The organism is Bradyrhizobium sp. SZCCHNR1093 (assembly GCF_032381175.1).
Taxonomy (GTDB): Bacteria; Pseudomonadota; Alphaproteobacteria; order Rhizobiales; family Xanthobacteraceae; genus Bradyrhizobium.
The window spans coordinates 1,045,446-1,072,114 of sequence record NZ_JAUHJJ010000001.1; the positions used below are offsets into that span (position 1 = coordinate 1,045,446).

Here is a 26,669-nt window from a genome sequence, read left to right on the forward strand (position 1 = left end):
CCGGTAGCTGGGAGGAAGGCTCGTGAAGACGTCATATATACTCAAAGCCATTGTTTCATCACTGACTGCGGCCCTGCTGGCCACCGCCGCCCAGGCCGACGATCTGAAAATCGCTCTCATCTACGGCAAGACCGGCCCGCTCGAGGCCTATGCCAAGCAGACCGAGGCCGGTCTTCGCCTCGGCTTCGAATATGCCACCAAGGGCACCAACGTGATCGACGGTCGCAAGATCGTCATCATCACCAAGGACGACCAGGGCAAGCCCGATTTGTCGAAGGCCGCGCTCTCCGAAGCCTATCAGGACGACGGCGCCGACATCGCGATCGGCACGACCTCCTCCGCGGCGGCGCTCGCGGACCTGCCGGTCGCCGAGGAGAACAAGAAGATCCTGATCGTCGAGCCGGCGGTGGCCGACCAGATCACCGGCGAGAAGTGGAACCGCTACATCTTCCGCACCGGCCGCAACTCCTCGCAGGACGCAATCTCCAACGCGGTCGCGATCGGCAAGCCGGGCGTCACCGTCGCCACGCTGGCGCAGGACTATGCCTTCGGACGCGACGGCGTCGCCGCCTTCAAGGAGGCGCTGGCCAAGACCGGCGCGACGCTGGGCGCCGAGGAATATGTGCCGACCAGCACCACCGACTTCACCGCCGTCGGCCAGCGCCTGTTCGACGCGCTGAAGGACAAGCCCGGCAAGAAGATCATCTGGGTGATCTGGGCCGGCGCCGGCGATCCGCTCACCAAGCTGCAGGACATGGATCCCAAGCGCTACGGCATCGAGCTGTCGACCGGCGGCAACATCCTGCCGGCGCTTGCCGCCTACAAGCGGCTGCCCGGCATGGAAGGCGCCACCTACTATTATTATGACATTCCCAAGAACCCCGTGAACGACTGGCTGGTGGCAGAGCACCAGAAGCGCTTCAACGCACCGCCGGACTTCTTCACCGCGGGCGGCTTCTCCGCGGCGATGGCGGTCGTCACCGCCGTGACCAAGGCCAAGTCGACCGATACCGAGAAGCTGATTGCGGCGATGGAAGGCATGGAGTTCGATACGCCGAAGGGCAAGATGATCTTCCGGAAAGAGGATCACCAGGCGCTGCAAAGCATGTATCACTTCCGCGTCAAGGTCGATCCGAACCTCGCCTGGGCCGTCAACGAGCCGGTGCGCGAGATTAAGATCGACGAGATGACCGTCCCGATCCGCAACAAGCGTTAGACGCTGACATCCGTGCCCGGCCCTCGCGCCGGGCACGTCCACTTTGGAAGTCATACAGCTGACGAAATGGCCCTCACCCTCGAAACCCGCGATCTCACCATCCGCTTCGGCGGCCATGTGGCGGTCAACAGCGTCAGCTGCACTTTCCGCCCGGGTGAGCTGACCGCGATCGTCGGGCCCAATGGCGCCGGCAAGACGACCTATTTCAACCTGATCTCCGGGCAGCTGCGTGCGTCCTCCGGCTCCATCCTGTTCGATGGCAAAGACATCACCACTCTCTCGGCTCCGCTGCGCACGCGCGCCGGGCTGGGACGTGCGTTCCAGCTCACCAACCTGTTTCCCAATCTTAGCGTCGAGGAGAACGTGCGGCTCGCCGTGCAGGCGCAGAGCGGCGTGCACTATGACCTGCTCCGCCCCTGGATGGCGCGGCGCGACCTGATTGCGCGCGCGGACGCGATCCTCGACCAGGTCGCGCTCGGCGGCCGCCGCAGCGTCACCGCGACGACGCTGTCGCATGGCGACCAGCGCAAGCTCGAGGTCGCGCTGATGATGGCGCTGGAGCCGAAGGTTTTCATGTTCGACGAGCCGACCGCCGGCATGAGCATCGACGAGGTGCCGGTCGTGCTCGACCTGATCGGCAGGCTCAAGCAGGACAAGAGCAGGATCATCCTGCTGGTCGAGCACAAGATGGACGTCGTGCGCTCGCTCGCCGACCGCATCATCGTGCTGCATAACGGCCAGCTGGTCGCCGACGGCGAGCCGGCGGAGGTCATCGCCTCGCCCGTCGTGCAGGAAGCCTATCTCGGCGTCGCGCCGCGGAGCGCGGCATGAGCACGCTACTGAAGCTTGCGGGCGTCGAGACCTATATCGGACACTATCACATCCTGCAGGGCGTCGACTTCGAGGTGCCCGAGGGCCAGACCACGATGCTGCTTGGCCGCAACGGCGCCGGCAAGACCACGACCTTGCGCACCATCATGGGGCTGTGGCAGGCGAAGACCGGCACCATCACGCTCGCGGGCGAAGCGATCGAAAAGCTCGCGACGCCCGACATCGCACAGCGCGGCGTCGGCTACGTGCCCGAGAGCATGGCGGTGTTCTCCGACCTGACGGTCAAGGAGAACCTGGTGCTGGCGGCGCGCAACGGTCCGCTCGACGATGCCCAGCTCGCCTGGATCTTCGGCTTCTTTCCAGCCCTGAAGAAGTTCTGGTTGTCCCGCGCCGGCAGCCTGTCCGGCGGCCAGAAGCAGATGCTGTCGATCGCGCGCGCGATCGTCGAGCCGCGCAAGCTGCTGCTGATCGACGAGCCGACCAAGGGCCTGGCGCCGGCGATCGTGGTATCGCTGATCGAATGCCTCAAGGAGATCAAGCGCCGTGGCGCCACGATCCTGCTGGTCGAGCAGAATTTTCACGCCGCGCGCGAGCTCGGCGACCAGGTGCTGGTGATGGACAACGGCACCATCGTCCATCGCGGCGAGATGGCCGCGCTCGCGGCCGACGTGCCGCTGCAGGAGCGCCTGCTCGGCCTCAGCCTGGAGGCGCATCAATGAGCGAGATCGCGGCAACCGATGCGCTGCCCAAGCCGAAGCGCGACATCGCGCCGCTGCTGCTGCCGGTCGTGCTGGCGCTCCTGATGATCCCGCTGGTCGGGTCAGCGAGCTCCTGGGTTACCCTGACGGTTGCGAGCCTCGCGATGGGCATGATGATCTTCATCATGGCCTCGGGCCTGACGCTCGTATTCGGCCTGATGGACGTGCTCAATTTCGGCCACGGTGCCTTCATCGCCGTCGGCGCCTACGTTGCGACCCTGGTGCTGCTGCCATTGGCGGGCTGGGCCCAGTCCGACTCGCTGCTGACCAATCTCGCCGTCCTCGTCCCGGCTGCGCTGCTGTCGATGGGCGTGACCGGCGCGCTCGGCCTGGTCGTCGAGCGCGTGCTGGTGCTGCCGGTCTACGGCCAGCACCTCAAGCAGATCCTGATGACCACCGGCGGCCTCATCGTTGCCGAGCAGACCCTGTATGCGTTGTTCGGCCCGCAGATCATTCCCATGCCGCTGCCCACGGCGTTGCGTGGATCCTTCATCATCGGTGACGTCGCGATCTCGAAATACCGGTTGCTGGCCATGCTCGTCGGCTTCGCGATCTTCGTCGCCATCGAGCTGGTGCTGAACCGGACCAAGATCGGCCTGTTGATCCGCGCCGGCGTCGAGAACCGCGAGATGGTCGAGGCGCTCGGCTATCGCATCCGCCGGCTGTTCCTCGGCGTGTTCATGACCGGCTCGGCGCTGGCCGGCGTCGGCGGCGTGATGTGGGGGCTGTATCGCGAGCAGGTGCATGCCTCGATCGGCGACGAGCTCACCGTGCTGGTATTCATCGTCGTGATCATTGGCGGGCTCGGCTCGATCACCGGCTGCTTCATCGGCGCGATGCTGGTCGCGATGGTTGCCAACTATGGCGGCTTCCTGGTGCCGAAGCTCGCCCTCGTCTCCAACATCCTGCTGATGGTCGCCGTGCTGATGTGGCGGCCGCGCGGCTTCTATGCGGTGACCAGCCGATGATGATCCTGTCCGGCGACCCACCGCGCAGCCGCGCGCTGTCCATCCTGCTCACCGTCATCATCCTGGCACTGCTGGCGACACCCTTCATCTTTCCTGGCGCCAAGGCGCTCAACGTCGCCGCCAAGATCTGCATCTTCGCCGCGCTGGTCGCGTCCTACGACCTGCTGCTGGGCTACACCGGCTCGGTGTCGTTCGCGCACACGATGTTCTACGGCATCGGCTCCTATGCGATCGCGATCGCGCTCTATGGCCTCGGCCCCAATTGGACCGCGGTCGCGGTCGCCGTCGCGGCCGGGCTGCCGCTCGCATTGCTGCTGGCGCTCGCGATCGGCCTGTTCTCCCTGCGGGTCGAGGCGATCTTCTTTGCCATGATCACGCTCGCGGTCGCCTCGGCCTTCCTGGTGCTGGCGTCGCAATTGTCGTGGCTGACGGGCGGCGAGGACGGCCGCAGCTTCCAACTGCCGGAGCTCCTGCGCCCGGGCACCGTGTTCATCAGCAAGGACTGGTTCGGCTTCCCGATCAACGGACGCATCCTGACCTATTACCTGGTGCTGTCGGTCTGCGCACTGATGATCCTGGCGCTGCTGCGCGTCGTCAACTCGCCGTTCGGCCGCGTGCTGCAGGCGATCCGCGAGAACCGCTTTCGGGCCGAGGCGCTCGGCTACCGCACCGTCTTCCATCTCACCTATGCCAACTGCATCGCCGCTGTCATCGCGGCGTGCGCGGGCATGCTGAACGCGCTGTGGCTGCGCTATGCCGGCCCCGACACCTCGCTCGCCTTCTCGATCATGCTCGACATCCTGCTGATGGTGGTGATCGGCGGCATGGGCACGATCTATGGCGCGATCATCGGCGCGGCGATCTTCATCCTGGCGCAGAACTATCTCCAGGCCCTGATGGGCATCGCCTCGACCGCGGCGGCGGACGCCGGGCTGCCGTTGCTGCCGGGCCTTCTGCACCCCGATCGCTGGCTGCTGTGGCTCGGCCTCCTGTTCATCGCCAGCGTCTATTTCTTTCCGACCGGCGTCGTCGGGCGCCTCCGCAACAAGCCGGGCGCGACACGCTGAGCTGCAAGTACCCTTAAAATTCCGCGCTGCGGCGCCGCCGCAGCTTTGGCCGCACGGTATTCGCATGCGGAAATTATCGTTTGCCGCGAAGTTTCGACGCGCCCTTAAGCGACGGCTAACCGCATTTCCTAACCGGTCCGGCACCAGTGCCTTGTTATCAAGCTTGCTTGCAACAAGTCATTTCCTCCCCGGGTCGATCAAGGCATGCAGGGCGCAGCAGACACGTCAGGGACCGGCGGTAGCGAGCCGGAACGGATTGGCACGTCCCTCTGGCGCGGTCCGGTGCCATGGCTGATCGCGTGCGGCGCGCTTCTGATCGCAGCGATCGTCATCGGGACGATCGTCATGGCCAGCGGCTTTCGGACACGTGCGATCGCCAACAACGAGCGCGAGCTCGAAAATACCGTGCTGCTGTTGAGCCGGCATTTCGCGCAGCAGTTCGAAGATGCCGAGACCGCGGTGTCGCATGCGATCCACCGCATGCAGCTCGGGTCGATCGGTTCGCCGGAGGCGTTCCGGACCGAGATGGCAAAACCCGAGATCAGCGAGATGCTGCGGTCTCAGGTCAGTGGCCTGTCCTATATGGGAGACCTCACGATCATCGACGTCGACGGCAACTTCGTGAACTGGTCGTCCAACGACCCGCTGCCGGCCATCAACGTCGCGGACCGCTCCTACTTCAAGGACCTGCAATCGGCATCGCGGCCGGACAGCTTCGTGATCCTGCCCGTCATGAGCCGCGTCACCGGCGGCTGGGCGACCATCGTCGCGCATCGCCTGAACGGCCCGAACGGGGAATTCCTCGGCCTCCTGACCCGCCGGGTGGATCCGCACACCTACGAGACGTTCCTGGAATCGATGGCTCTCGGGAAGGGCTCGTCGATCATGCTGGTCCATTCCGACGGCGCCGTGCTGGCGCGCTACCCGCACGCCGAATCCCTGATGGGCGCCAGGATCGGGAGCTCCGTCGACAACCTGGAGAAGATCGCGTCGGCCTCCAGGATCGGGCGCTTCCCGCTCGTCATCTCGGCCAATAGGCTGGTCGACGATGCGCTCGCGGACTGGCGATCGCAGATGGTGCTGCTCGTGGGTGCGGCGATGCTTGCGATCGCGGTCATCGCCCTGACGTTCAGCCTGATGATCCGGCAGATCGTGCGACAGGGGCGTGCGGCAACGCGTCAACTGGAGACCGAGAAGCAACGGGTCGAGACTGCGCTGGACAACATGACGCAGGGGCTGATCTCGTTCGACGCGAACGCATGCGTCGTGATGTTCAATCAGCGCTTCATCGACCTGCTCGGCCTGTCCAGAGACGCGATCAGGCCCGGTGCCCACCTCAGCGAGGTCATCGCGCACTGCAAGGCGCGCGGATCCTTCAACGGCGACGTGACCGACTTCTGCGCCGACATCATCGACAGAGCCGCGGCAGGCGGCACCTCGCAGATGATCGCGGAGGGCGGAGCCGGACGCTTCTTCAACATCATCGACAAGCCGCTGGCGTCGGGCGGATGGGTCACGACGATCGAGGACATCAGCGAGCATCGCAGGATCGAGCAGGAGCGCGACCGCAACTACGCATTCCTGCGCGAGATCATCGACCACATCCCGTCACACATCATGGTCAAGGACGTCCGCGACCGCCGCTACGTGCTGGTCAACCAGTCGACCGAGCAGCGCTTCGGCGTGCCACGCGACGAGATCGTCGGCAAGACGGCGTTCGACCTGCTGCCGCGACCGGTCGCGGAAAAGGTGACGGCGGACGACGACCGGGCTCTGGAGCAGTCGGACGGGCTGTTTCTCGCCGAACATCCCTGGCAGAGTCCGGGGCTGGGCTTGCGCTACATCACATCGCGGCGCATCGCCGTCGCGGATGATGCGCAGCGGCCGCGCTATCTGATCAACGTGATCGAGGACACCACGGAGCGGCGGCTGGCCGACGAGAAGATCGCCCATCTCGCACATTTCGATGCGTTGACCGAGCTGCCGAACCGCGTGCTGTTCCAGGAGCGCATCGACGAGGAACTGGAACGCGTGCGCCACGGCACCTTCTTCGCGCTGCTCTACATCGATGTCGACGAGTTCAAGGGCATCAACGATTCGCTCGGCCATCATGTCGGCGACGAGCTGTTGAAGACGATCGCGCGCCGCATCGAAAGCTGCCTCGCGCCGGAGGATATGGTGGCCCGGCTCGGCGGCGATGAATTCGCGGTGCTGCTGACCACCGTTGCGGACCGGGACGAGGTCATCGTGGCCGTGAAGGAGATCCTCGACGCGATCCGCGAGCCCTATAAATGCCTGGGCCACCAATTGTCGACCGACGCCAGCATCGGCATCGCGCTGGCGCCCCAGGACGGCGTCGAGCGCGACCAGCTGACCAAGAATGCCGACCTCGCAATGTATGCCGCCAAGGCCGGCGGCCGCCGCACTTTCCGTTTCTTCGAGCCGGCGATGGATGAAAACGCGCGCGCGCGGCTGCAGTTGCAGCAGGACCTGCGCCGGGCGATCACGGAAGGCCAGTTCGAGCTGCACTACCAGCCGCTGCTCGGCTTCAGCGAGAACGTCATGACCGGCTGCGAGGCGCTGTTGCGCTGGCGTCATCCGGAGCGGGGGATGGTGCCGCCGCTCGACTTCATTCCGCTCGCCGAGGACACCGGGCTCATCAACGAGATCGGCGACTGGGTGTTACGCACCGCCTGCGCCGAGGCCGCGCATTGGCCCGCCGACATCCGCATCGCCGTGAACGTCTCGCCCGTGCAGCTCAAATCGCCGACCCTGGCGCTGCGGATCGCAGGCGCGCTGTCGGCGGCCGGCCTTGCACCCGAACGGCTCGAGATCGAGATCACCGAGGCGGTGCTGATCAGCGACGACGACGCCGCGCTCGGCATCCTGCACCAGTTGCACGACATGGGCGTGCGCATCGCGCTCGACGATTTCGGCACCGGCTATTCGTCGCTGAGCTATCTGAAGCGGTTCCCGTTCGACAAGATCAAGATCGACCGCTGCTTCGTCAGCGACATCGGCGCCGGCAGCTCGTCGGCGATCGTCCAGGCGGTGGTGAGCATCGCCGCCGCCAGCAACATGACGACCACGGCCGAAGGCGTCGAGACCGGGGCGCAGCAGACGGCGCTGCGCCAGCTCGGCTGCACCGAAATGCAGGGCTATCTGTTCAGCGCCCCGAAGCCGGCGGCCGAGCTGCGCAAGCTGTTTGCCCTGGAGGCGGCGGCAGGGGGCCTGCAGGTCGCCGGCTGAGCCGGCTCGCCGGCACGGTCCACGCCCGGCCGTCCCGGCCGAGGCTGCGGCGCGAGGCCACGCAGATTTCGACGACCGGCCCGCTACCGGCCTCGGCGCGGCGTTCCTATATCCGGAGCGGCAACAACGGAGTTGGCAGGTCGTCATGCAGCCGGTTTCCATGCTTCTGAACATCCTCTGGATCCTGTGCGGCGGCGCCTACATGGCGTTCGGCTGGCTGGTCGCCGCGGTCGTGATGGCGATCACGATCGTCGGCCTGCCCTGGTCCCGCGCCGCCTTCAACATCGCCGCCTATACGCTGCTGCCGTTCGGCTCGCGCGCGGTCCGCCGCGACGAGCTCACCGGCATGGAGGACGTCGGAACCGGCGTTCTCGGCCTGCTCGGCAACATCATCTGGCTCGTGCTGGCCGGCTGGTGGCTGGCGCTCGGCCACCTCCTGACCGCAATCGTGCTCGCGGTGAGCATCATCGGCCTGCCCTTCGCCTGGGCCCATCTGAAGCTCGCCGGGCTCGCCTTATGGCCGATCGGCAAGACCATCGTGCCGGCGTAGGGCGGTCGGCGGGAGCGGGCCGGCCGCGCCCCCCGCCGAACTGCCCGCGTGCCTCGCGGCGCGAGCGGCCGTCCGCCCGGTCCGGGAGCATCCAAGGCCGTTGCCGTCGCCGGGGCAATCGGCTAAACGATTTGCCGTACGCACCCGTAGCTCAGCTGGATAGAGCGTTGCCCTCCGAAGGCAAAGGTCACACGTTCGAATCGTGTCGGGTGCGCCACTCAATCAATAGCCCTCTCGGAAGTCGGGAAGAGCCCGCGACACACCCCCCGCAGCTACTGACCGTATTTTGCGTTCAGCGCCAAAGGCGCCTTCGCCCGATTGGATTTGGCCGTCAGAAGCCAAGTGATGTGCTTGAATTGCGTAGGCGTCCGGTGAAGGCCACGGGCCGAGCGACTGCTCTGGACGGTCTGGAGCGGCTCGATCAGGCGGCGGCCGATGTCTGGGCGGCCTGCCAGCCCCAGGGAAGCAGATCGGCGAGCTTGCTGGCCGGATGGTCGGGTAGCTTGGCGAGGACGTCGGCGAGCCAAGCCTGCGGGTCGACGTTGTTGAGCTTGGCGGTCTGGATCAGCGTGTAGATGGCGGCAGCGCGGCGGCCGCCTTCGTCGGAGCCGGCGAAGGTCCAATTCTTGCGGCCGAGGGCCACGGCGCGCAGCTCGCGCTCGGCCGTATTGTGAACACCTCCCAGCGCTTGAGGCTGTAGTCGATTGCTTTTGCGGTCTCGCTCTTGCCGGACAGCTTGGTACGGCGTTCGCGCAGGAAGCCGTGGAGCTCGTCGACGAGTGGGCGGCTGCGTGCGTCGCGCACGGCTTTGCGTTCGTGGGCCGGTAGACCGTTGATCTCGCGTTCGATCGCAAACCGCGCGTCGATCTTCGCGATCGCTTCGATCGCGATCGGCGCCTTCTTCAGCCGTGCGATCTCAAAGAACTTGCGCCGTGCATGCGCCCAGCAGCCGACCTCAATGATCGGGCCCGGCTTGCGCGCAGCCGTGCAGCCCGTATTTGGCGAACAGGATGTGCGCCAACAGGCGCGGTCCCGCGCGTCCGCGCGAGATCGGATGGAACGGCGCCGGCGGCTGCGTGATCGCCTCGCAGGCGCGGCAGGAGAACTTCTCCCGTACATGCTGGATCACCTTCCACTGAGCGCCAGACCGTCGAAGCCCTTGCGCATGTCGGTATGGCCTGTCGCAAGCCAGACCCGGGTGCCGGAGGGGATCGGGATCGTCATCGCGAACCCGCCTGGAGCGCCGCGATCACCGCGGTCACCGTCGCGACATCCGCCGCGCCGCTGATCCGGATCTTGGCCTCCGCCCCGAGCTCTACTTCGATCAGCCCCTGCGTTGGAGCTGCCGCCGCGTGAGGATCGGCTGCGATCGTCAAGGCGGCGAAACCCGGCGCGGCAGCCTCCTTGCCGCATAGCTGCTGGCGCCAGCGAAACACCTGGCTGGAATGCACCCCGAACGCTCGCGCCACCTCCAGGATCGTCGCTCCCGGTTCTAACGCTGCAGCAACGACACGCTCCTTATCGGCCCGCGACCAATGCCGCCGTCGCCGCTCCGACGTGATCACTTCCACTTCCGCTTTAGCCATAGGACTGGCTCCAGGACTAGTCCTATGGCTTCAACAAGCGTCAGCTCCGACGCAAGGCGGCCGTCGCCGGGCGCTTACCTTGCTCGCGGAAAACCGCGGCCGCTGCTCGCCGACCGTGAACGGTTCGAGCGCAACTATCAGGAGTGGCTCCTTGCGGTCGGCTGCACACATCCGCAAACGTCGAGTTAGGTCGGCACGAGACTGCAGCTAAAGACTAGTTTGCCAGTCCACACGAACGCAAACGACCCACCAGCTCGATCGATGGCAACGATTGACCATCGAACTTCGCGGGCGCCGTGAGTGCGAGACCATTAGGTGGGATGGTTCAGCCTGCAGCGGCGGCAATGGCCCAGCGCGATCTGGCTTCCCGTATCAATTCTGGCAAATTTGCAATCGTTCGGTGCATGTGGGCTTCCAGGCGTGCGCACGCGCGCGCGGCGTTCTGGCTGCGGACGCCGTCCGCGATATCAAGACAGTCACGGAGCTCGGAGTCCGGATCGGCGTCTCGGGAGATGACGAGGCATCGAATATACCGGCTGCGGTCGTTGAAGTTTTTTATCATTCGCAGCATCTCCTCGTTCCTCGATATCTGCGCGATCTGCTCGAACACACCCTCGATGGCGGCAGCATAATGCTTGGCGCGATTCCTTGCCGAATTCGCGGGCGGAAGCGCCGCCATTCTCATCGCGCTTCGGCCAAAGCGTACGGCCGACGATGGCTCCAAAGCCTTCCTGAGATTATGCGCGAGCACCAGCCGAGCAAACTCATAGAGGTCCTGCAGCTCCGCTGCGTCCGGGACCCTCGAGAAGAAGCCTCGCTTCGGAACGATATCAATCAGCCCCTCGCCATGAAGACGCTCGAGAGCTTGTCTCACCGGTGTCGCGCTCGCCCTGACATAATCAGCAAGCTGTTCGATGCGCAGGTGCTCGCCTGGCAAAATGATCTTCGACTCCGACGTCAACTCGTAATGTGTGACCAATTCCTTGATTCGGGCGTAGGCAACATCGACTCGATTGAATTCGCTGTCCATATCGATACCTGCTGCGCGAGGATTGCTGATCCGGCGGGCTTGAGCCGAAGGCTGCGCGGCGCGTCGCGCGCTCATGCGACGCGTCGCTCATCGCGCTTTCTGCTCACGATCGATCGCCGAGTGCCGCCGGGTGTCGCGCATGGTGAGATAGACGACAAGAGAGGTCGCAATGCAGCCGGTGAGGTAGAAATAGAACCAGCTTTCGTGACCGATCGACTTGAACCAAAGCGCGATCGACTCTGCCGTGCCGCCGAAGATCGAAACGGTCAATGCATATGGCAGCGCTACGCCCGTTGCTCGAATTGCAGTTGGGAACAGTTCGGCCTTGACCACCGCATTGATCGAGGTATAGCCGGATACGATCAACCACGCCGCCGCGATCAGGAGGAATGCGGTGAACGGGTCGTGGACTCCCTGCAGCGTGTTCAGAAGCGGAATTGTGAACAGAGTTCCGCCCAGTCCGAACCCGATCAACAGCCATTTGCGTCCGATGCGATCGGAAAGGGCGCCATAGAGCGGCTGCAGCACCATTGCGAAGATCAGGCTACAGGCCGTGACCATGGTCGTTTGATCATCGGTCAGCTTGACGGAGAGCTTCAGGTATTTCTGCATGTAGGTGGTATAGGTGTAGAAGGCCGCAGTCCCCCCCATTGTTAGTCCAACAACAAGCAAGACTTCGCGTCGGAACTGACCCAGCGCGCGCAGCGAACTCCCCTGTCTTGCCGACTTCGCGCGGGTGAATACATCCGTTTCGTGCAGGTTGCGGCGCATGACGGCGGCCACGACGGCCAGCAGCGCGCCGATGACGAACGGAATACGCCAGCCCCATCCACGAAGCTGCTCCTCCGTCAGAAGCACCTTCTGCAGGACCAGCAGAACGACGATCGCGCAGAGCTGGCCGCCAATCAACGTCACATATTGGAAGCTGGAATAGAATCCGCGGTTCTTTTCGTCCGCGACCTCGCTCAGGTAAGTTGCGCTGGCGCCATATTCACCGCCAAGGCTGATTCCCTGCACGATTCGCGCGAAACCAAGCAGGACCGGCGCCGCAAAGCCGATTGACGCATAGGTGGGCGTCACGGCGATGATCAGCGAGCCGAAGCACATCATCAAGACCGACAAGGTCAAGGCATTACGGCGGCCATGATGATCTGCAAAATGGCCGAATAGCCAGCCTCCGAGTGGGCGGACAAGAAAGCCGGCGGCAAACAGCAGCGCGGCGTTCAACTGCTGCACGACCTCGTCGCCCTCAGGAAAGAACGATTTGGCGAAATACAACGCAAACGCGGCATAGGCGTAGAAGTCGTACCATTCCACCAGATTTCCGATCGAGCCGACGAAGATCGCGCGCAAGCGGCGACCCATCCCAAGGCCGTCACGGCGTGCTTCATCGGCGGCCGCAACGAGGGTGGGGCTGATAGCTCGCTCAAACTTCATGGCGTCCTCCGAGTGCACGTCTTCTTAGGCTCTAAGGCCAATCGTGCTCATGCCTGAGCAACCCGCGTGCCAGCCGGCGGCGGCCGCCGATCGCGCCGCCAAAGAAAGCCATTTCAGATGGTTGCATGCGCCTCGCGTGAAACGGGCTCGCCGCGCTAAGCGGAATTCCGCCGATCCGCGTCGGAGCGTGAGCGGGAATCCGCCTCGTGCCTAGCAGGAGGTTCGGCTGGGTCGCAGCAAGCCGTATCTTGCCATTTTTTCGTTGAGCGTCCGCCGTGGCACGCCGAGACTTTCCATAACCGCTGCAACTGACCAGCTGTGCTCCAGCAAAGACGCCTCGATCAGCATGCGCTCATAAGCTGCGACACGCTCAGAGAGCGAGCGCCTTGCGCCCGCTCCCTCGGCTCGCCGCAGAATTTCCGCGACGCGGCGACCCGTTGCGGCCAAGCCGAGCGCGTAGCGTTCAGCCACGTTCTTCAGTTCTCGAACATTGCCAGGCCAGTCATGGGTCAGCAGTGCATCGAAGTCCTCGGCTCCGAGTGGCGTCAGGTCACGGCCGCTGCGCCGGGCAGCTTCCCCGGCAAAATGCTGGAATAGCAGCAGCACGTCGTTGCCCCGTTCGCGCAACGGCGGGAGACGGATCTCAGCCGCTGCCAGGCGGAAGTAGAGATCGGCCCGAAAGCGGCCGCTGCGGCTGTCCGCGGCGAGATCGGCTTTCGCGGCCGCGATCACACGGACGTCGACCGGGATCAGCCGGTTCGATCCCACCCGCTCGACCACGCGCTCCTGCAGAACGCGTAGGATCTTTACCTGGAACGCGTGTGGCATGCTTTCAATTTCATCGAGCAGGAGAGTTCCGCCGCTGGCATGTTCGAACTTCCCGATGCGAGCCCCGCGTGCACCAGTGAACGCGCCCGCCTCGTGCCCCAGCAGCTCGCTCTCGAACAGTTCGGCGGGTATAGCCGCGCAATTCACCGCAACGAATGGAGCTCGTGCCCGCGGACCGAGGTCATGCAGTGCGCGAGCGACGACCTCCTTTCCCGTGCCGCTCTCGCCGAAGAGGATCACATCCCGGTCGTGCTCGGCGAGCTCGCCAACGGACTTTCGCAGCCCCGCCATCGCGGGCGATGTCCCCAGGAGACGTCGCTCCAGCTCACCTTCGGCGCCGAGCCGGCTGGTGAGTTGCCTGAGTTGACGCTTCAATCCTGATTGTTCTGCCGCCCGTGCCAGCACGGCAGACATATGATCCGGGTTGGCAGGTTTCTGCAAAAAGTCGTAGACACCCTCGCGCATGGCCGCTACCGCGAGTGCAACGTCGCCGTGAGCAGTGAGCAGGACGACCGGAATGTCGGGATCGATTCGCTGCACGTCGCGCATGAGTTCGATGCCGGATCGATGCGGCATCCGGAAGTCGGTCAGTACCACGTCAGGCAGCTCGGCCTGAAGCATCGACAGCGCCTCGTCAGCATTTCGGGCTGTGCGCGCTTCGAAGCCGCCCAGCTCCAGCCATTGTCTGATCGAGCTGCGAACGATCTCCTCGTCGTCAACGACAAGAATCGATTTGCTCATCCACACACCCCGATAAGTCTAGGCCGGCTCGGGCGGCGTCGGCAAGGTCACCCGAAACCGGCTTCCGATTTGCAGTTCGCTCTCAACCGAAATCGTGCCTCCGAGCTCCCTCACGATCCCATAGCTGATTGAAAGGCCGAGGCCGAGCCCTTCGCCGATTTCCTTGGTGGTGAAGAACGGATCGAACAGCGATTTCATGTGATCCGCGGAGATTCCGCTCCCGGTGTCTGCGACCTCGGTCGTAACGGTGCTACCCGCACGACGGATGGAAACCGTGAGAACCCGGCGCGGGCGATCACGCATCGACTGGACCGCGTTCGAGAGCAGGTTGACGAAGACCTGCTCGAGACGGATCGGATTCGCCTCAACGTGAGCCGGCTCCGCGGGCAAGTCCAAGACAACCTCGATACCTTCATTTCTGATCCGGTACTGCAGGAGCCGCATCGCATTGCCGAGTGTCACACCGACATCGACTCTGCTGGTTGCACCGGTCTCCTTGCGGGCAAACATGCGCAAGTGACCGATCAATGCCATCATTCGCTCGGCTATGGATGACATCAGGTCGAGGTTCAAGGCCGTTCGTTCGATCTCGTTGCGTTGCAACAAGACTCGGCTGCTTGCGATGTAAGTGGTGAGCGCCGCGAGTGGCTGGTTGATTTCATGCGCCACCCCTGCCAGGGCTTGTCCAAGACTGGCAAGCTTCGCACTCTGCACCAGGCTCTCGTGGGTTTGTCGCAATTCCTGCTCGGTGCGCGTTCGTTCCAGGACTTCACTTGTCAGTTGACGATTGGCTTCGCGCAGCTCCATCGTGCGCTCCGCAACACTTCGTTCCAGCAGCTCGTTAGCTTCGCCCTTGGCTTTCATCGATTGCCGCCATTGATGAGCGACAAGCCCAAGCAGCTGTACCGTGAGAACGGCAAAACCGGCCGTGACCGCGATGGTCATTGCATGCCGACGAGCCTCCCCGATGTCCGAAAAAATGAGCAGCTGCCATCCATGCGCCGGCAGAGGCCGCGCACGCAGCGCATATTCGTGGACGCCATCGTCGTCGCCCAGTTCGACCGATACCTCGCCCGATTCGGCCGACGAACCGAGGATCGGAGCATTCTCGATCGTGTCGCCGAACTGCCGGGACGCGTTCAGACGCGCGACCGCGGTCGAGGGTAGCCTTCGCAACGGATGATATTTCCACTGCGCGCGGCTGGCTAGGATGAGCACGCCTCCTTCATCTTCCATGGCCACCAGATCACCGGCCCTGACCCAGTCGGCTTCCAGCGGCGTCAAATCGATCTTCACGACGGCGACCCCGATCGTAAGCTCGCCTTCGGTGATCCGTTGCGACAAGAAGTAACCAGGCAAGCCGGTCGTCACCCCAACGGCATAGAGCTGCCCTTCCCCGTCACGGATTGCGCTTTGGAAATAGGGGCGAAAGTCGTACGCATGCCCGACGAAGCTCTTTGCTCCATCATAATTGCTTGCTGCCAGCGTCACCCCGGCCGTGTCCAGCACGTAGAGCTCGGCCGATCCCGCGGCCTGATTTAGCGACTTAAGATAACGGTTGGCGGCTTCGACAACTGCCCCATCGCCCGGTGTCCGGAACAGCCGGCGCACCGGATCGGCGAGTGAAAGAACCGTGGGCAGATATCGGAAGCGGGCAACGGTTGCATCGAACGTACTGGCGATCAACGTAAGCCGATCATCGGAGTCGCGGCTCATCTGCACGAGGCCAGCGCTCAGGGCCAATCGGTAGGACAGCAGCGCGACTCCCACGATCGCCAGGACAGCAATTGCGGCGATAGCCGGCCAAGCCCTTGAGAGCCCACCCGGCAAGCCTAGTCGGCTCGAAAACCACGCCGACATCGCCACCCTCTCGCTCACGCCAGGGCTCAAATGATGGGCCTGATTTTGGCTTCGGTCGCCCCGCGAATTCTCCCCGCGCATGCCGGATCCAGAGCTTCACTCGCAACCGGGGTCTTGGACCCTCTCACAGGTCGAAGGTCGATGTACCCATGGGCATTACAATCAAACGTCAAACGAGATCTATATGGCCGCGGCCATCGTCCAGCGTGACCTAGCGTCCCTGATGAGCTCGGGCAGATCGACGATCATCCGACACATGTGCGTTTCCAATTTAGCGCTTGCACCTTTCGGATCTTGATCGCGGAGCAATTCGATCAGCTCGAGACATTCTCGTACCTGCGCGCCGTGATCCGGGCTTTGCAAGATCGAGAGGCATCGGACATACCGGCTGCGATCATTGAAGTTCCGCATCATTCTCAGCATCTGCCCGTTTCGCGACAGCTGCGTGATCTGCTCGAAGACGCTCTCGATGGTCATCGCATGATGCTTGACGCACTTCGTTGCCGAGTGGCCCACTGCAACGGCTTCCACTTTCATCAAACCCCGGCCGAGACGCGCAACCGAGGACGGATCGAGTGGCCTCGTAATATTGTGCTCAAGAACCAGCCGGGCAAATTCATACAGATCCTGCAGCTCGGACGCGTTCGGAACCTTGGAGAAGAAGCCTCGCTTCGCGATGCTGTCGATCAGCCCCTCGCCTTGTAGGCGCTCCAGCGCTTGGCGCACAGGCGTGGCGCTCGCATTGACGCGATCCGCCAGATCGTCAATATGCAGATGCTCTCCCGGAAGCACCCGGACTTTGCCGTCAGGGACCAGATCATAGTGGATGACGAGGTCCTTGAGCTTAGTGTAAGCGGTGTCTACCTTGCTGATATCCCCGTCTGTATCACGCATGCCACGTCCCCTTGAACCACCCTAGGCGGACGCAACTTGCCGGCCGCAGACGTAGCTCCCGAGAGGCGTATAACTTGTTCCCGGAATGCTCCGACAGCGCCGACGAGCACGCACGAAGGGATTCGACGACGCCCGACGTCGACTCCTTGCCCTGCTACTCGTTGTCCGCCCATGACTTTCATTTTTTTACACACCGTAAGCTTACGCACTCATTGCAGCCGTCACCATCATAAAAACTATGCAATCGATGTGTACTGCTTCACTGGAGCATGCTGAGACGGTGTCTCATCGCGTAAGCGGTTGCTGCGGCGCGCGAGCTCACGCCGATCTTCATATATATGTTCGCAATGTGCCGATTGACGGTCGGCACACTGAGGCGTAGTTCCGCAGCAATGGCCTTGGAGCGGCTGCCGGCAGCGAGCTTGCTGAGGATCTCCATTTCTCGTGGTGAAAGATCATCAGGGCCTCGCGCGTATAAGTTGCGCGACTCGGCCTCGACTCCCTCTATCCGTGCTCGATCAACGCGCTCCTGCCAGCTTCGCATGCCGAGTGCCACGAACTGCTCGCGTCCCCGCTGCAGCAGCGCACGCGATGACGGCTTGTCCCCTGAGGTTCCCGCAACGGTCGCCTCATCAAGATCGACGAGCGCTCGGAGGCAGACTTGGCCTGCCCGGTCAAGGTCGCCGCGGGCCTTTGCGAAGTGTGTGCGTGCCGCAACCGTGTGATCCTGAAGGGCCGCGAGGCGTCCGAGGATGAATTCACGGCATTCACCGGCTGCACCGATCGTGCTCCCGTGCTTTGGAGCGCGGACCAACGCTTCGAACCGGCGGGCACGTTTGACGTCCTCACGCTGCCAGGCGGCACAGACACCGAGCCCAAGCGCATCATCCGACAGCTGTCTGTCGGAATTTGTGTTCTCCAGGGATCGGAGCAACGCCTCAATGCGAACGTCGTATTCGTTTTCGCCAGGCAGGAATGCTTCGGTGAGAGCGGCGAAGCCGAGCACGATTTGCCCAAGGCGCACCGGATGATCCTTGACGATCTGTAGCGCACGCGAAGCGACTCGGCCAATCGCCGGCCAGTCGCCACCATACAAATAGGCACGCCATGCGACCGCGGAAAGCTCCAGGGCAAGATGCAACCGGTGCCACGGTCCCAATCGGACAGCCAGCGCACGCGCGTCGCGCAGCGCCGCGTCTGAGCTTGCCAAATGACCCAGGCTCGCCTCGGCAATCGCGAGAGAGGTTAACGCCTCGATCCGACCGGGAAGCGACCCGAAACACTTGGCATCCCGCAACAGGTCGTGCGCAGTTTCGACCCCCAGGGCGAGTTGCCCATGCCGATAGATCCAATCATGGGTCACGACCTCTCGAGCCCGGATGATGGCCGCCGGATTCTGCCATTCGGCGGCCCAACGTTGCACCTGCTCTGTCTGTTCGATGGATCGCGGAGCATACAGGTCGAGCGCCGAGGCACGATCCTCTTCGTCTCCAAGCTGACGAACGAGATCGAGCGCACGCGGATCCGGCGCGTGGTAGATCGCCTCAAACGTCCCGTCATTCCATCGGCACCGCCAGTCCTGTCGGAGCACCTCCAATCGGGCCCAGTGCAAATCTCGGCGATCATCGCAGGCTTCCAGTCCGCGCTCCACCAGAGGCTGCCACATCTCAGCGGGAGCGCCGGCGTCCCGCAGCCTGCGGACAATCGCCACCAGGAAACTCATGGTCCATGATGGCCGCCGCTCCCAGCATCGGCTGAACAGAAAGCGCGTTGTCGCATCGGCGGCTTCGACGTCGAGTGATGCAGCCTGCGCAAGCGCGAGATCCCGGAGCATCTCGTCCGAGACAGCATCGCCTGCGAGATCGCAAGCGATCCGAAGGAATACAGCTTCGTGCTCGCTGATATAGTTCGCTCTCGCGCGCTCGGCTGCGTTCAATGCGAAGACCTCGCCGATTTCAGCACCCGGGATGCGCTGCGAAGCGTGATACTGATGCGCAATCTCTCCAGGATCGGCATCGAGCTCAGCGAGACGCGTCGCCGCGCGTCGATGCAAAATCGCTCTCCGATCGGGGTTCAGCTCGTCGTACAAGGCGCGCCGCAACAACGCATGCGCAAAGACGTAGCCATCACCGCGAACGACGAGGACCCCAGCCCTCATCGCCTCGTCGATATGGTCCAGGATCGTCTCTTCGGAATCCGATATCAGAAGCTGCAATCGGCCGAGATCGAACCCTTCGGGAAATATCGCAGCGATCCGCAGCATTCCCAAGGTCGGCCCCGAGAGCCGCGCGAACCGTCGCGACAGCAACGGACGCAGTCCGGCCGGGATGCCGATACCGTTGTTCACGAGATCGGCGGGCCATTGGCCCTGGCGCCCAGCAAGCTTTCCCTCTTCGACAAGGTGGTTGAAGAGCTGGCGCACATAGAACGGATTGCCGCCAGTCTCACGGTGAATTGCCGTGGCAAGCGATGCAGGCAGCCGCTCGTCTGCCAATGACTCCAGCATGCGCATCGTGTCCGCCGGCTCGAGCGAGCGAACCGCGATCCGATGAAGCTCGCTCTCGCGCATCAGCGCATTGAGTTCCAGAGGCTCGCCGCCGGTCTCGTCGGGACGGAGAGTGATGACGGTCAGCAGCGGCAGAGATCGCGTCGAGCGTAAGCAATGCAGCAACATCGACCAGGATTCGCGATCGGCCCAGTGCAGGTCCTCGAGCACGAGCAGTAGTGGAGACTCGACTGCAACCGCATGAAGCAGATGAACCGCGGATTCGAACAGTCGAAACCGCTCGTCCGGTCCGGAGAGTCCTTTGAGAGCAGGAAGATCCGCAGCGGCCGCGAACGCCGGCACCACGCGAGACAGCGGCCGAATCATGTCATTGCGAGCATGGTTGAGGAGTGTCGGCTGCTCGCGAGCCCATTGGGAGAACGTGTCGGCAAACAATCCATATGGCAGAGGTTCGGCCATCTCGTAGGCGGCCCCCCTCGCCACACAGAAGCCGCGCTGCTTCGCAGTTTGGGCCAGTGCCTCGACCAGACGGCTCTTGCCAATTCCAGCCTCTCCTACCAGGACCGCACCAACAGCGCGTCCATTCTTGTCCGGGAGAAGCCCGCGAAGCCGGATCGACTCCTGGTCCCTTCCTATAAGCGGAACACCGCTATCCCTCATGCGCTAACCAATAGCCAACCTACACGATACTCTTTCATGGCTGCGGCAAGACGCACTGCCGCCTGTGCGATTCAACCGCCCACGAAACTTAAGATTGCGTTGAGAAAATATCAGCTCGGCACGATAATACCAAGCGGCAAATCAATGTTGCGCTGCGCACATTGGGCTCATCTCGCGAAGACTGTCGCGCAATGGCGACCAGCGAGAGTCGAAGGACCGAGATCGATGACGATCTCCATGTCAACTTCAGCCAATGATTGCCTGCTCCGAAGGTCCACAACCATTACGATTTTCAATAAATCGACTCAACTGAGGTTCGAACCATCATCGAGTTGTTTTCTTGACGATGCCTGCTTCGCGTCTCGCGTTTATGGCGAGATTTAGCGCCCTCGCCTGCAGATGCGATCATGGCTGTTGTTGTCAAAGTGAAGTTCCGAAAGGTTGCCGGGAGGATACGACTGCGACGCTTGGTGAGAGTCGGCTAAAGCAATCTTACGAGGGCGTCGCTCCCCTGCGCGGCACACGTCGACGTACTGCGGTCGCCGGCAAGGTGTGGTCGATCGAAACCTGCCAGCCGCCGGGGCTGGGCGCTCCGGGCGGACTGCGCATCTCTCCCACTACAGAACCATATACGCGAATCGCGGCGCTTCGAGCGCGCCAGACGAATTGCTCGTGCGTCTGCACCGACGTCGGGGTCGCCGGCTTGAGGTTACTTAGGCCGAGGGTGCTCGACGTATGTCAATGTTGCCGAGGGCGCGTTGTCGCCACGACGTCCCGCCACTCGGCGCCCCCTGCAGAGAGGAGACGCATGGGATCCGTCACCTCTGTAACCAACTCAGTCCTTCCAGCCCTTTATCCTTGACGAAGGTCACAACGACATCGCTGACGTGCCCGAAAGCGGGCCAAGCGCGATTGAGCCCCTTCAGCGAGAAGGAAACAGACGTTACTACTTGATAGTTCGCCGGAGCTCTGCGGCGCAGCATCGCGTAGATCGATAAGCCGGATCCAACCGCGACGCCGACCGCGCCTGGGATAGCCCCGATATTACCGTGAATATCGTAGACAAGCTCAGTAACATTGCCAGCAATCAAACCGGCACTTCCGGTTATCTGCATGCGGCGAGACAGTCGAGTCGTGTCCCAGGAAGATGCTGGAGGGATATGTACGATTTCGGGAGCCGTCTCTCTGACGTTGGTTCCGCTGGCCGCCCCATTAAGGGACTTCAACTGCTGCGCAGAACGGCCGGTTCGCCAGGCAATTCCTGTCCAAGATAGGCCTCGCGAGTTGTCAAACGACCCGGGAATCCTCAACCCCGCGCCGGTCCAAACTGCATGCGAATCGGGATTGCTTGTATACGTGCTTGGAATCCGATCCCGGTGCGCCTTGATGATCGCCCGCGCGGAGGAGCCATTTCTCGCTGCAAAGGCATCCAGGTCCTCGCCTGATTTGATCCGAGCGGTGATCTGCCTCCCCTTAGACGTGAATCGCCCGGGAATTGCCAGTTTCTCGCGACGCCCGACATCCTCGAGCACCTTCCTGACGGACTTATTTTCCTTTCTGGCGATCTGGCGGAAAGTGAGCTGCTCATCGTTGCTCTTGATGGAGATCGACTTATCTGGATTAATTAGTTTAAGCGGATGCGCGGGATCTCTCGCATTGACGCGTCCGATCACCTCGTCCGGTACGTTATTCCTGTCCGCGATTTCGCTCAGACTGGTGTCGGTTGACCGGACCGTATCGGTAGCTCCACGCGATCTAAGCGCGCCATAGCCACTGAAATAGCTCCGCGCTCCCAAGACGATTTGCGCGGAGCCGATGACAGCTGCTCCACCATATTGGAAGCTCAGCAGGTGGCCGCTCGTCACACTGACGATGTCGTTTGCCATGCCGTTGGCAATGAAGCTCACACCTGTTGCGGTTCGCAAATACGGGGCTGCTTTTTCGGGTATTCTCAACTTGGCAGCCAATTTCGGCTTGAGCTGAACGATGTTCAGCGGTCCACGAACTGTGGCGTTCCAGGCCGCCAGCATGCCTAGAGATCCGAACCGCGCGGCTGCTGCAAGGGCAACCGCATCGGAGGCCACTCCTGCAGCAACGGGCAGAGCCTGTCGGAGGCCTGACCTGCGCGGTGCCACTTGTCGATCGCCCACTCCCGTGTAGGGCTGATCCGTGACCACGACACGAAAATCCTTTTTCGGTAGATCGTAGCGTCGGCTGTATGTCTTGGCTGATTGCGGCGGACTTCCGCCCCAGTCAACAAAGCGGTCTGTTGCTCCGATCACTCCTCGCCGTTTGATGTTTGCGTCGTTCATGGCGAACGGTCGGCTTGGCTTGTTTCCTCGTGTCTCCACAACGTAGATATACCTGTCGGCGCTACTGCCGTATTTGGAGGGTTGGAGAGCGACCCGGTCCTGAAATCGTTCGAATGCCTTCGGGCTGAGCACAAGAGTCAAGCCGCTCGAGGCCGGCGGGGGCGAGGCCGGAGAGACCGCACCACCGCCGCTCGCGGGCGGCTTGCCGCCGCCACCACCCGCGGGCTGGGCTGCCGTCGAGGCGGCTAGGGCCCAATTTGCAGCCGAGTCTTCGCTGACAGGTCTTTCGTGCAACGCCAAAGCGGTCTGCCGGAACGATGCGAGTGCCGCTGGATCGCCTCCGAAAACCGCCTTATGGAAGTCGGTCTCCCCCATCCGGTCGCGAATGGCCTCCGCGATCTTTGCCTCCGTCGCATAGGCCGATGTGCCGCGGCGCGGCACGACCTGCGAGGCGAGAAGCTCGGTCACACCTTCATTCAAGTTCGAATGCGGCCGGCTTGAATCAATGACCAACGTGCTTGCGAGCTTCTTGAACGATTCCGAGGTCAGTGCATGCACCGCCTCGTGTGCGACCACGTCCGGGCTCAATCTATCGGTCCGTACATAGACGCGATGCCCCTGATCCGATGAGATGCTGAAAGCATCGACCGCCACCGGATCATGCTGGCCGCCGGCTTTTTGATATGCACGGGCGAAAGCGGCGGGATCCATGGCCTGCAGCCGGATGCCATTCGGCGATGTCCCGCTCGCCTGACCTTGATAGGCGTCAAACACCTTCCTTCCCGCGTCGAACGCGGCGGGCTGACCGGCAAGGCCCGTTTCGGCCACGGTGCGGGATCTGCTCTGCTGATAGTGATGAGAAGCCACACCGGAAACCGTATTGAGACCGATGGACAGATAGTCTTGGGCGGTCGGCGCCTTGCCGGAAAGGAGCCCGGGGCCGGCAGTCAACATGGTGTTCGCGCCCAATTGGGAGGCCGTCTGATAGAGCGGGTTCGACACGAGTCCATTCGGCCGTGCCGCGCTTGCGGTCCGCACGGCGACCTTGCCATCGACAAACTTCGTCAGACCTCCCGTCACGCCGGCCACCGCGAGATTCTTGAAGTATCCGGAGAACGCATCCTTCATCTGCGCCTGGGCTTCGTCCTGCGTGAGCCGTCCCTCCGAGAGCTGATATTGGGACTCGACATACGTCCCCGCCACGTTGCCGAGACCCATCACCCCCTGATTGGCAACCATGACCGTTGATCCGGTTGCGAGCTTCGAGACGACCGAGCTTGCAGCCTGGTCGAGGCCGCGCGTAAGGAAGGCCTCCGTGGCTCCGCCCGTCAACGCCCCCCCTGCTGCGCCGAGGGATTGCACGCCCGATACGGTCGCATCAACGCCCGCCTGCTTCACCTCATCCCAGCTGCCGCCACCCTTGAAGAAGTTGTTGGTCAGCGCTGCGTCGAGTGAGATGTGAGGATCGCTGTGAATGTCGCCGCCACCGAACACAGTTGCTGCATTCTGGGCCGTGTCGATGGCTTCGGCCGTTCCCGTTCCCACCAATGTGCCCGCCGCAAGGGCGGCCAATACTGGCGCGCCGGCTCCGGCCGTGGCCATCGTAACCGCGGTCGCAGCCGCGGCGATCGCGACGTCGCGCACGACTTCCTGTGCACTCGACCAATTGGCGTCGGTCTTGCGCTCGTTCTCGAACATCCGGTCATTCTGGGTGGCCAGATTACCCATGATGTTCAGATACTCGCCGTTGACCTCCTGGGCAGTCATCCCTCCCTGATTTTTCTGCAGGGCCGTGAGCGCCTCTTTCTTGTCCTGCAAATCCGACTCGAGCTCAGACCGGTTGGCACCGAACAGTCCCCCGACCCAATCGCCGCCCTTCTGCAGAAGGCTGCGGTTGCCGAGCGCTTTGTCTTCCCTGTCGATGGCATCCTGCAGCTCATGTAGCCCTTGACCGATATCCACTCGCGCGTTCGCGTCTTTGAGGCTCGCAAGCTGCTCAGCGACCGCGCCATCGCTCAAGGCACCCGGATGCTGCGCAAAGAATGTATTGTACGCATGCGAGAGCGCGCTCTGGTCAGAGGCCGTTTGCGGATCAAGTAGATTTTGCGGCAATGTCAGCCGAAACTGGGAGTCCAGCAGCTGATATTGAGCCAGCTTCTGTTGAAGCTTTGCATATTGAAGCGATTGCTGAGCCGTCGTCAGGGCGCTGCTCGCTTTGGTGAAACCCACAGCCTGTACATTGCCAGCTTGTACCGAATCAGTGTTGGCGGACTGCCGCGCGGTTGCGACCGCCGCCTCGCTCTGTGTGACACGATAATCCTGAACCAGCCTGTTGGTCGTTGCAGCCAGCTCTTTCGTGATCAGGCCTGCCGATGCCGCATCAGTTCTTGCCTGCGCAATCTGCTGCAACACCGGCGAGTTTGAGGGCAAGGGAACATGGCTATAGGTCTGCTCCAGATTAGCCAATGTCGTATTGCGCTGGTCGGCGTAGGCAAGCCCGGTTGCCGACTTGAAGCCCGCCGTCGCAATGTCGGACATTGTCGAGAGCTCGCGCAACTGATGCTGCGCTTGGTTCAGCTTGAGCTCCGTGGCGGCCGTCGGATTCTTGATATAGGCGGCCTGCGCATCCGAGACGGCCTGGTGGCCCTTGATCAGGGCGAGGTCGGTCCCGACTTTGTTCTGATAGGCGCTTGCCTGATCGTATTCGATCTTCGCCGTGGTAGCGGTCTGCCGGGCTTGCGGGGACAATTTGGCAAGATCGGAGTCCTGCGCTGCCTCAAGATCGGTCTGCGCTGCCGCCGCAAATGCCACCCGGTGCTGAGCTGCGGCCCAGCCTGCATTCTGGTAATCAGCGTTCCCGTTCGCGAGCTTGAGATCGAGCGATGCCTGCTGCGGATCGCTGCCGCGCGTTGCACGTATGGTGTACCCCAATGGATGCAGAGCGTCGTTCACCCGATCCTGGGCATCCTTCGCAACCGTCCCGTATTTCTCGGAATTCGAAGCATAATACTGGAGCTGGGCCTTGCCCTGCGCGACCATGCCGACATCGGCGTTGAGCTTGCTCCGCGCGACGGTGAAGTCGTCATAGGCGCGCAGCTGCGATGGCGTCAAATTCGCCTGGGTCGGATTGTCGTTCTGGTCGATCGTGACACCGGCTTTCTTCAGCGCTGTGGAAGCGCTCTCGAGCTCTTTCTTGTCCGCCGCGGCCTGCTGCCCGTAGACGACGCTTTTCCCTGCCGCAAGGTCGGCGCTCGCGGCATCAAGCTTGCGCTGGTCCGTCGCCAGCTTGTGTTGCTGCGCATCCTGCTGCTGATTCAGCAACGACAGACGGTGCAATGTTCCGGCGCTGATCCCCCGGTCCATCTCGGTGTCCAGACGGCCGAGCTGCGATTTGGTCTGTTCGAGAGCAGCCGTATCGGCGGTGACCTTGGCCTTTCCCGCGGAAACCTGGGCCGAGGCCGCGTCGACGAGCGGGACAACTTTCCGCGCGACCGGATCTTTCACGGTGACCGGCGGCGGTGCCGGCTTGTAGTTCGCTGCGGCGGCGTCGATGCGTTGTGCGGCACTCAGATTGCTCTTGGCCGAACTCAACACCGCCTGGTCGGCGGTGACTTGCTGCTGAGCGGCCGCAACCTGCTTCTTCAGATCGCTGATATGGGCTTGATGCGCAGCCACCGCGGCGCCCGCGCCGCGACCGTACCCGATCGGAGCCTTCGTTCCCTGTGCATCATTCAGTTCGGTCTGCAGTTTATGCAGCTTTCCAGCATCACCGTCGAGAGTGGTCTGCGCTTTTGTCTGAACAGATTTTGCCTGCGAAACGGCGTCCGGGACCGGCGCCGCCGGCGCCGGGGCGGGAACTCCCGGACATGTCGCCGCCGCTTTCGGCGGAGCAGGCGGGCCAAGCAACACAGGCGTCGGCTGCAGAACCGGACCTATGAAAGGCCGAGGGGGCTGAAAGAGCGCCGAATTGCGATCGAGCATGCCCGACGACGATGCCGCGGACTTCGGCCGCGGCGGTGGCGGGGGTGGAGGCGGCGGCGGCGGCGGCGGCGGAGGAGGCGGAGGAGGCGGACTGGCGACAACCGAGCCACCTGCGTCATCTATCCGCATTCGTGCGTCTCCCCGTTAGCGGCGGCGGCTCTGCTCTGGCAGACGCAGTTCGTCAGCCATGCAGCC

The 26,669-nt window shown here is 63.0% G+C and carries 15 protein-coding genes, 1 tRNA gene and 1 pseudogene; 8 read left to right on the top strand and 9 right to left on the bottom strand.

Annotated elements, in window-relative coordinates:
* The first annotated feature begins 22 nt into the window (after window positions 1–22).
* The 8 genes from QX070_RS04900 to QX070_RS04935 all read left to right on the top strand — a co-directional run bounded on the left by QX070_RS04900 (window position 23) and on the right by QX070_RS04935 (window position 8,856).
* Window positions 23–1,216: a substrate-binding domain-containing protein gene (locus QX070_RS04900; RefSeq protein ID WP_315735386.1), complete on the top strand. Its 1,194-nt coding sequence runs from the start codon at window positions 23–25 to the stop codon at window positions 1,214–1,216.
* A 66-nt stretch (window positions 1,217–1,282) separates the two neighbouring features.
* Window positions 1,283–2,047: an ABC transporter ATP-binding protein gene (locus QX070_RS04905; RefSeq protein ID WP_315735388.1), complete on the top strand. Its 765-nt coding sequence runs from the start codon at window positions 1,283–1,285 to the stop codon at window positions 2,045–2,047.
* On the top strand, window positions 2,044–2,766 hold the full coding sequence (locus QX070_RS04910) for an ABC transporter ATP-binding protein (protein ID WP_315735390.1): 723 nt from the start codon (window positions 2,044–2,046) through the stop codon (window positions 2,764–2,766). The genes QX070_RS04905 and QX070_RS04910 overlap by 4 nt, the downstream gene beginning before the upstream one ends.
* Window positions 2,763–3,773 carry a branched-chain amino acid ABC transporter permease gene (locus QX070_RS04915; RefSeq protein WP_315735392.1) on the top strand — a complete coding sequence of 337 codons (1,011 nt, stop codon included), beginning with the start codon at window positions 2,763–2,765 and terminating at the stop codon, window positions 3,771–3,773. Before QX070_RS04910 ends, QX070_RS04915 begins: the two co-directional genes overlap by 4 nt.
* Entirely contained in the window at window positions 3,770–4,840 is a 1,071-nt protein-coding gene (locus QX070_RS04920) for a branched-chain amino acid ABC transporter permease (protein ID WP_315735395.1), read from the top strand. Before QX070_RS04915 ends, QX070_RS04920 begins: the two co-directional genes overlap by 4 nt.
* A gap of 204 nt (window positions 4,841–5,044) precedes the next feature.
* Window positions 5,045–8,089: an EAL domain-containing protein gene (locus tag QX070_RS04925; protein WP_315735397.1), complete on the top strand. Its 3,045-nt coding sequence runs from the start codon at window positions 5,045–5,047 to the stop codon at window positions 8,087–8,089.
* 145 nt (window positions 8,090–8,234) lie between these two features.
* Entirely contained in the window at window positions 8,235–8,639 is a 405-nt protein-coding gene (locus QX070_RS04930; protein WP_315735400.1) for a YccF domain-containing protein, read from the top strand.
* 140 nt (window positions 8,640–8,779) lie between these two features.
* A tRNA-Arg gene (locus QX070_RS04935) sits at window positions 8,780–8,856 on the top strand.
* A 204-nt stretch (window positions 8,857–9,060) separates the two neighbouring features.
* On the opposite strand, the pseudogene QX070_RS04940 reads toward QX070_RS04935, so the two are convergent.
* From QX070_RS04940 to QX070_RS04980, 9 genes and pseudogenes are all read right to left on the bottom strand, one after another.
* Window positions 9,061–9,777 (bottom strand): annotated as a pseudogene (locus QX070_RS04940) (transposase); the annotation flags it as partial.
* 82 nt (window positions 9,778–9,859) lie between these two features.
* Window positions 9,860–10,210 (bottom strand): IS66-like element accessory protein TnpA, encoded by a 351-nt coding sequence (gene tnpA, locus QX070_RS04945; protein ID WP_315735402.1) that lies wholly within the window; start codon window positions 10,208–10,210, stop codon window positions 9,860–9,862.
* 340 nt (window positions 10,211–10,550) lie between these two features.
* Entirely contained in the window at window positions 10,551–11,330 is a 780-nt protein-coding gene (locus QX070_RS04950) for a GntR family transcriptional regulator (protein ID WP_315735405.1), read from the bottom strand.
* A 12-nt stretch (window positions 11,331–11,342) separates the two neighbouring features.
* A complete protein-coding gene (locus tag QX070_RS04955; RefSeq protein WP_315735746.1) occupies window positions 11,343–12,620 on the bottom strand; it encodes an MFS transporter in 1,278 nt (425 codons plus the stop codon).
* 282 nt (window positions 12,621–12,902) lie between these two features.
* Window positions 12,903–14,261 carry a sigma-54 dependent transcriptional regulator gene (locus QX070_RS04960; RefSeq protein ID WP_315735407.1) on the bottom strand — a complete coding sequence of 453 codons (1,359 nt, stop codon included), beginning with the start codon at window positions 14,259–14,261 and terminating at the stop codon, window positions 12,903–12,905.
* 18 nt (window positions 14,262–14,279) lie between these two features.
* Window positions 14,280–16,139: an ATP-binding protein gene (locus QX070_RS04965; protein WP_315735409.1), complete on the bottom strand. Its 1,860-nt coding sequence runs from the start codon at window positions 16,137–16,139 to the stop codon at window positions 14,280–14,282.
* Window positions 16,140–16,301: 162 nt separating this feature from the next.
* A complete protein-coding gene (locus tag QX070_RS04970; RefSeq protein ID WP_315735411.1) occupies window positions 16,302–17,015 on the bottom strand; it encodes a GntR family transcriptional regulator in 714 nt (237 codons plus the stop codon).
* A gap of 259 nt (window positions 17,016–17,274) precedes the next feature.
* The gene (locus QX070_RS04975) at window positions 17,275–20,181 is read right to left on the bottom strand and encodes a helix-turn-helix transcriptional regulator (RefSeq protein ID WP_315735413.1); all 2,907 of its coding nucleotides are present in this window, start codon (window positions 20,179–20,181) and stop codon (window positions 17,275–17,277) included.
* 818 nt (window positions 20,182–20,999) lie between these two features.
* The gene (locus QX070_RS04980; protein ID WP_315735415.1) at window positions 21,000–26,474 is read right to left on the bottom strand and encodes a hypothetical protein; all 5,475 of its coding nucleotides are present in this window, start codon (window positions 26,472–26,474) and stop codon (window positions 21,000–21,002) included.
* Window positions 26,475–26,669 lie beyond the last annotated feature (195 nt).

Bases quoted from the DNA above. Each gene is read 5' to 3' on its own strand.
- QX070_RS04925 (WP_315735397.1), top strand. From the start codon at position 5,045: ATGCAGGGCGCAGCAGACACGTCAGGGACCGGCGGTAGCGAGCCGGAA.
- QX070_RS04930 (WP_315735400.1), top strand. From the start codon at position 8,235: ATGCAGCCGGTTTCCATGCTTCTGAACATCCTCTGGATCCTGTGCGGC.
- QX070_RS04960 (WP_315735407.1), bottom strand. From the start codon at position 14,261: ATGAGCAAATCGATTCTTGTCGTTGACGACGAGGAGATCGTTCGCAGC.
- QX070_RS04905 (WP_315735388.1), top strand. From the start codon at position 1,283: ATGGCCCTCACCCTCGAAACCCGCGATCTCACCATCCGCTTCGGCGGC.
- QX070_RS04980 (WP_315735415.1), bottom strand. From the start codon at position 26,474: ATGCTCGATCGCAATTCGGCGCTCTTTCAGCCCCCTCGGCCTTTCATA.
- QX070_RS04955 (WP_315735746.1), bottom strand. From the start codon at position 12,620: ATGGGTCGCCGCTTGCGCGCGATCTTCGTCGGCTCGATCGGAAATCTG.
- QX070_RS04910 (WP_315735390.1), top strand. From the start codon at position 2,044: ATGAGCACGCTACTGAAGCTTGCGGGCGTCGAGACCTATATCGGACAC.
- QX070_RS04920 (WP_315735395.1), top strand. From the start codon at position 3,770: ATGATGATCCTGTCCGGCGACCCACCGCGCAGCCGCGCGCTGTCCATC.
- QX070_RS04970 (WP_315735411.1), bottom strand. From the start codon at position 17,015: ATGCGTGATACAGACGGGGATATCAGCAAGGTAGACACCGCTTACACT.
- QX070_RS04915 (WP_315735392.1), top strand. From the start codon at position 2,763: ATGAGCGAGATCGCGGCAACCGATGCGCTGCCCAAGCCGAAGCGCGAC.
- QX070_RS04950 (WP_315735405.1), bottom strand. From the start codon at position 11,330: ATGAGCGCGCGACGCGCCGCGCAGCCTTCGGCTCAAGCCCGCCGGATC.
- QX070_RS04975 (WP_315735413.1), bottom strand. From the start codon at position 20,181: ATGAGGGATAGCGGTGTTCCGCTTATAGGAAGGGACCAGGAGTCGATC.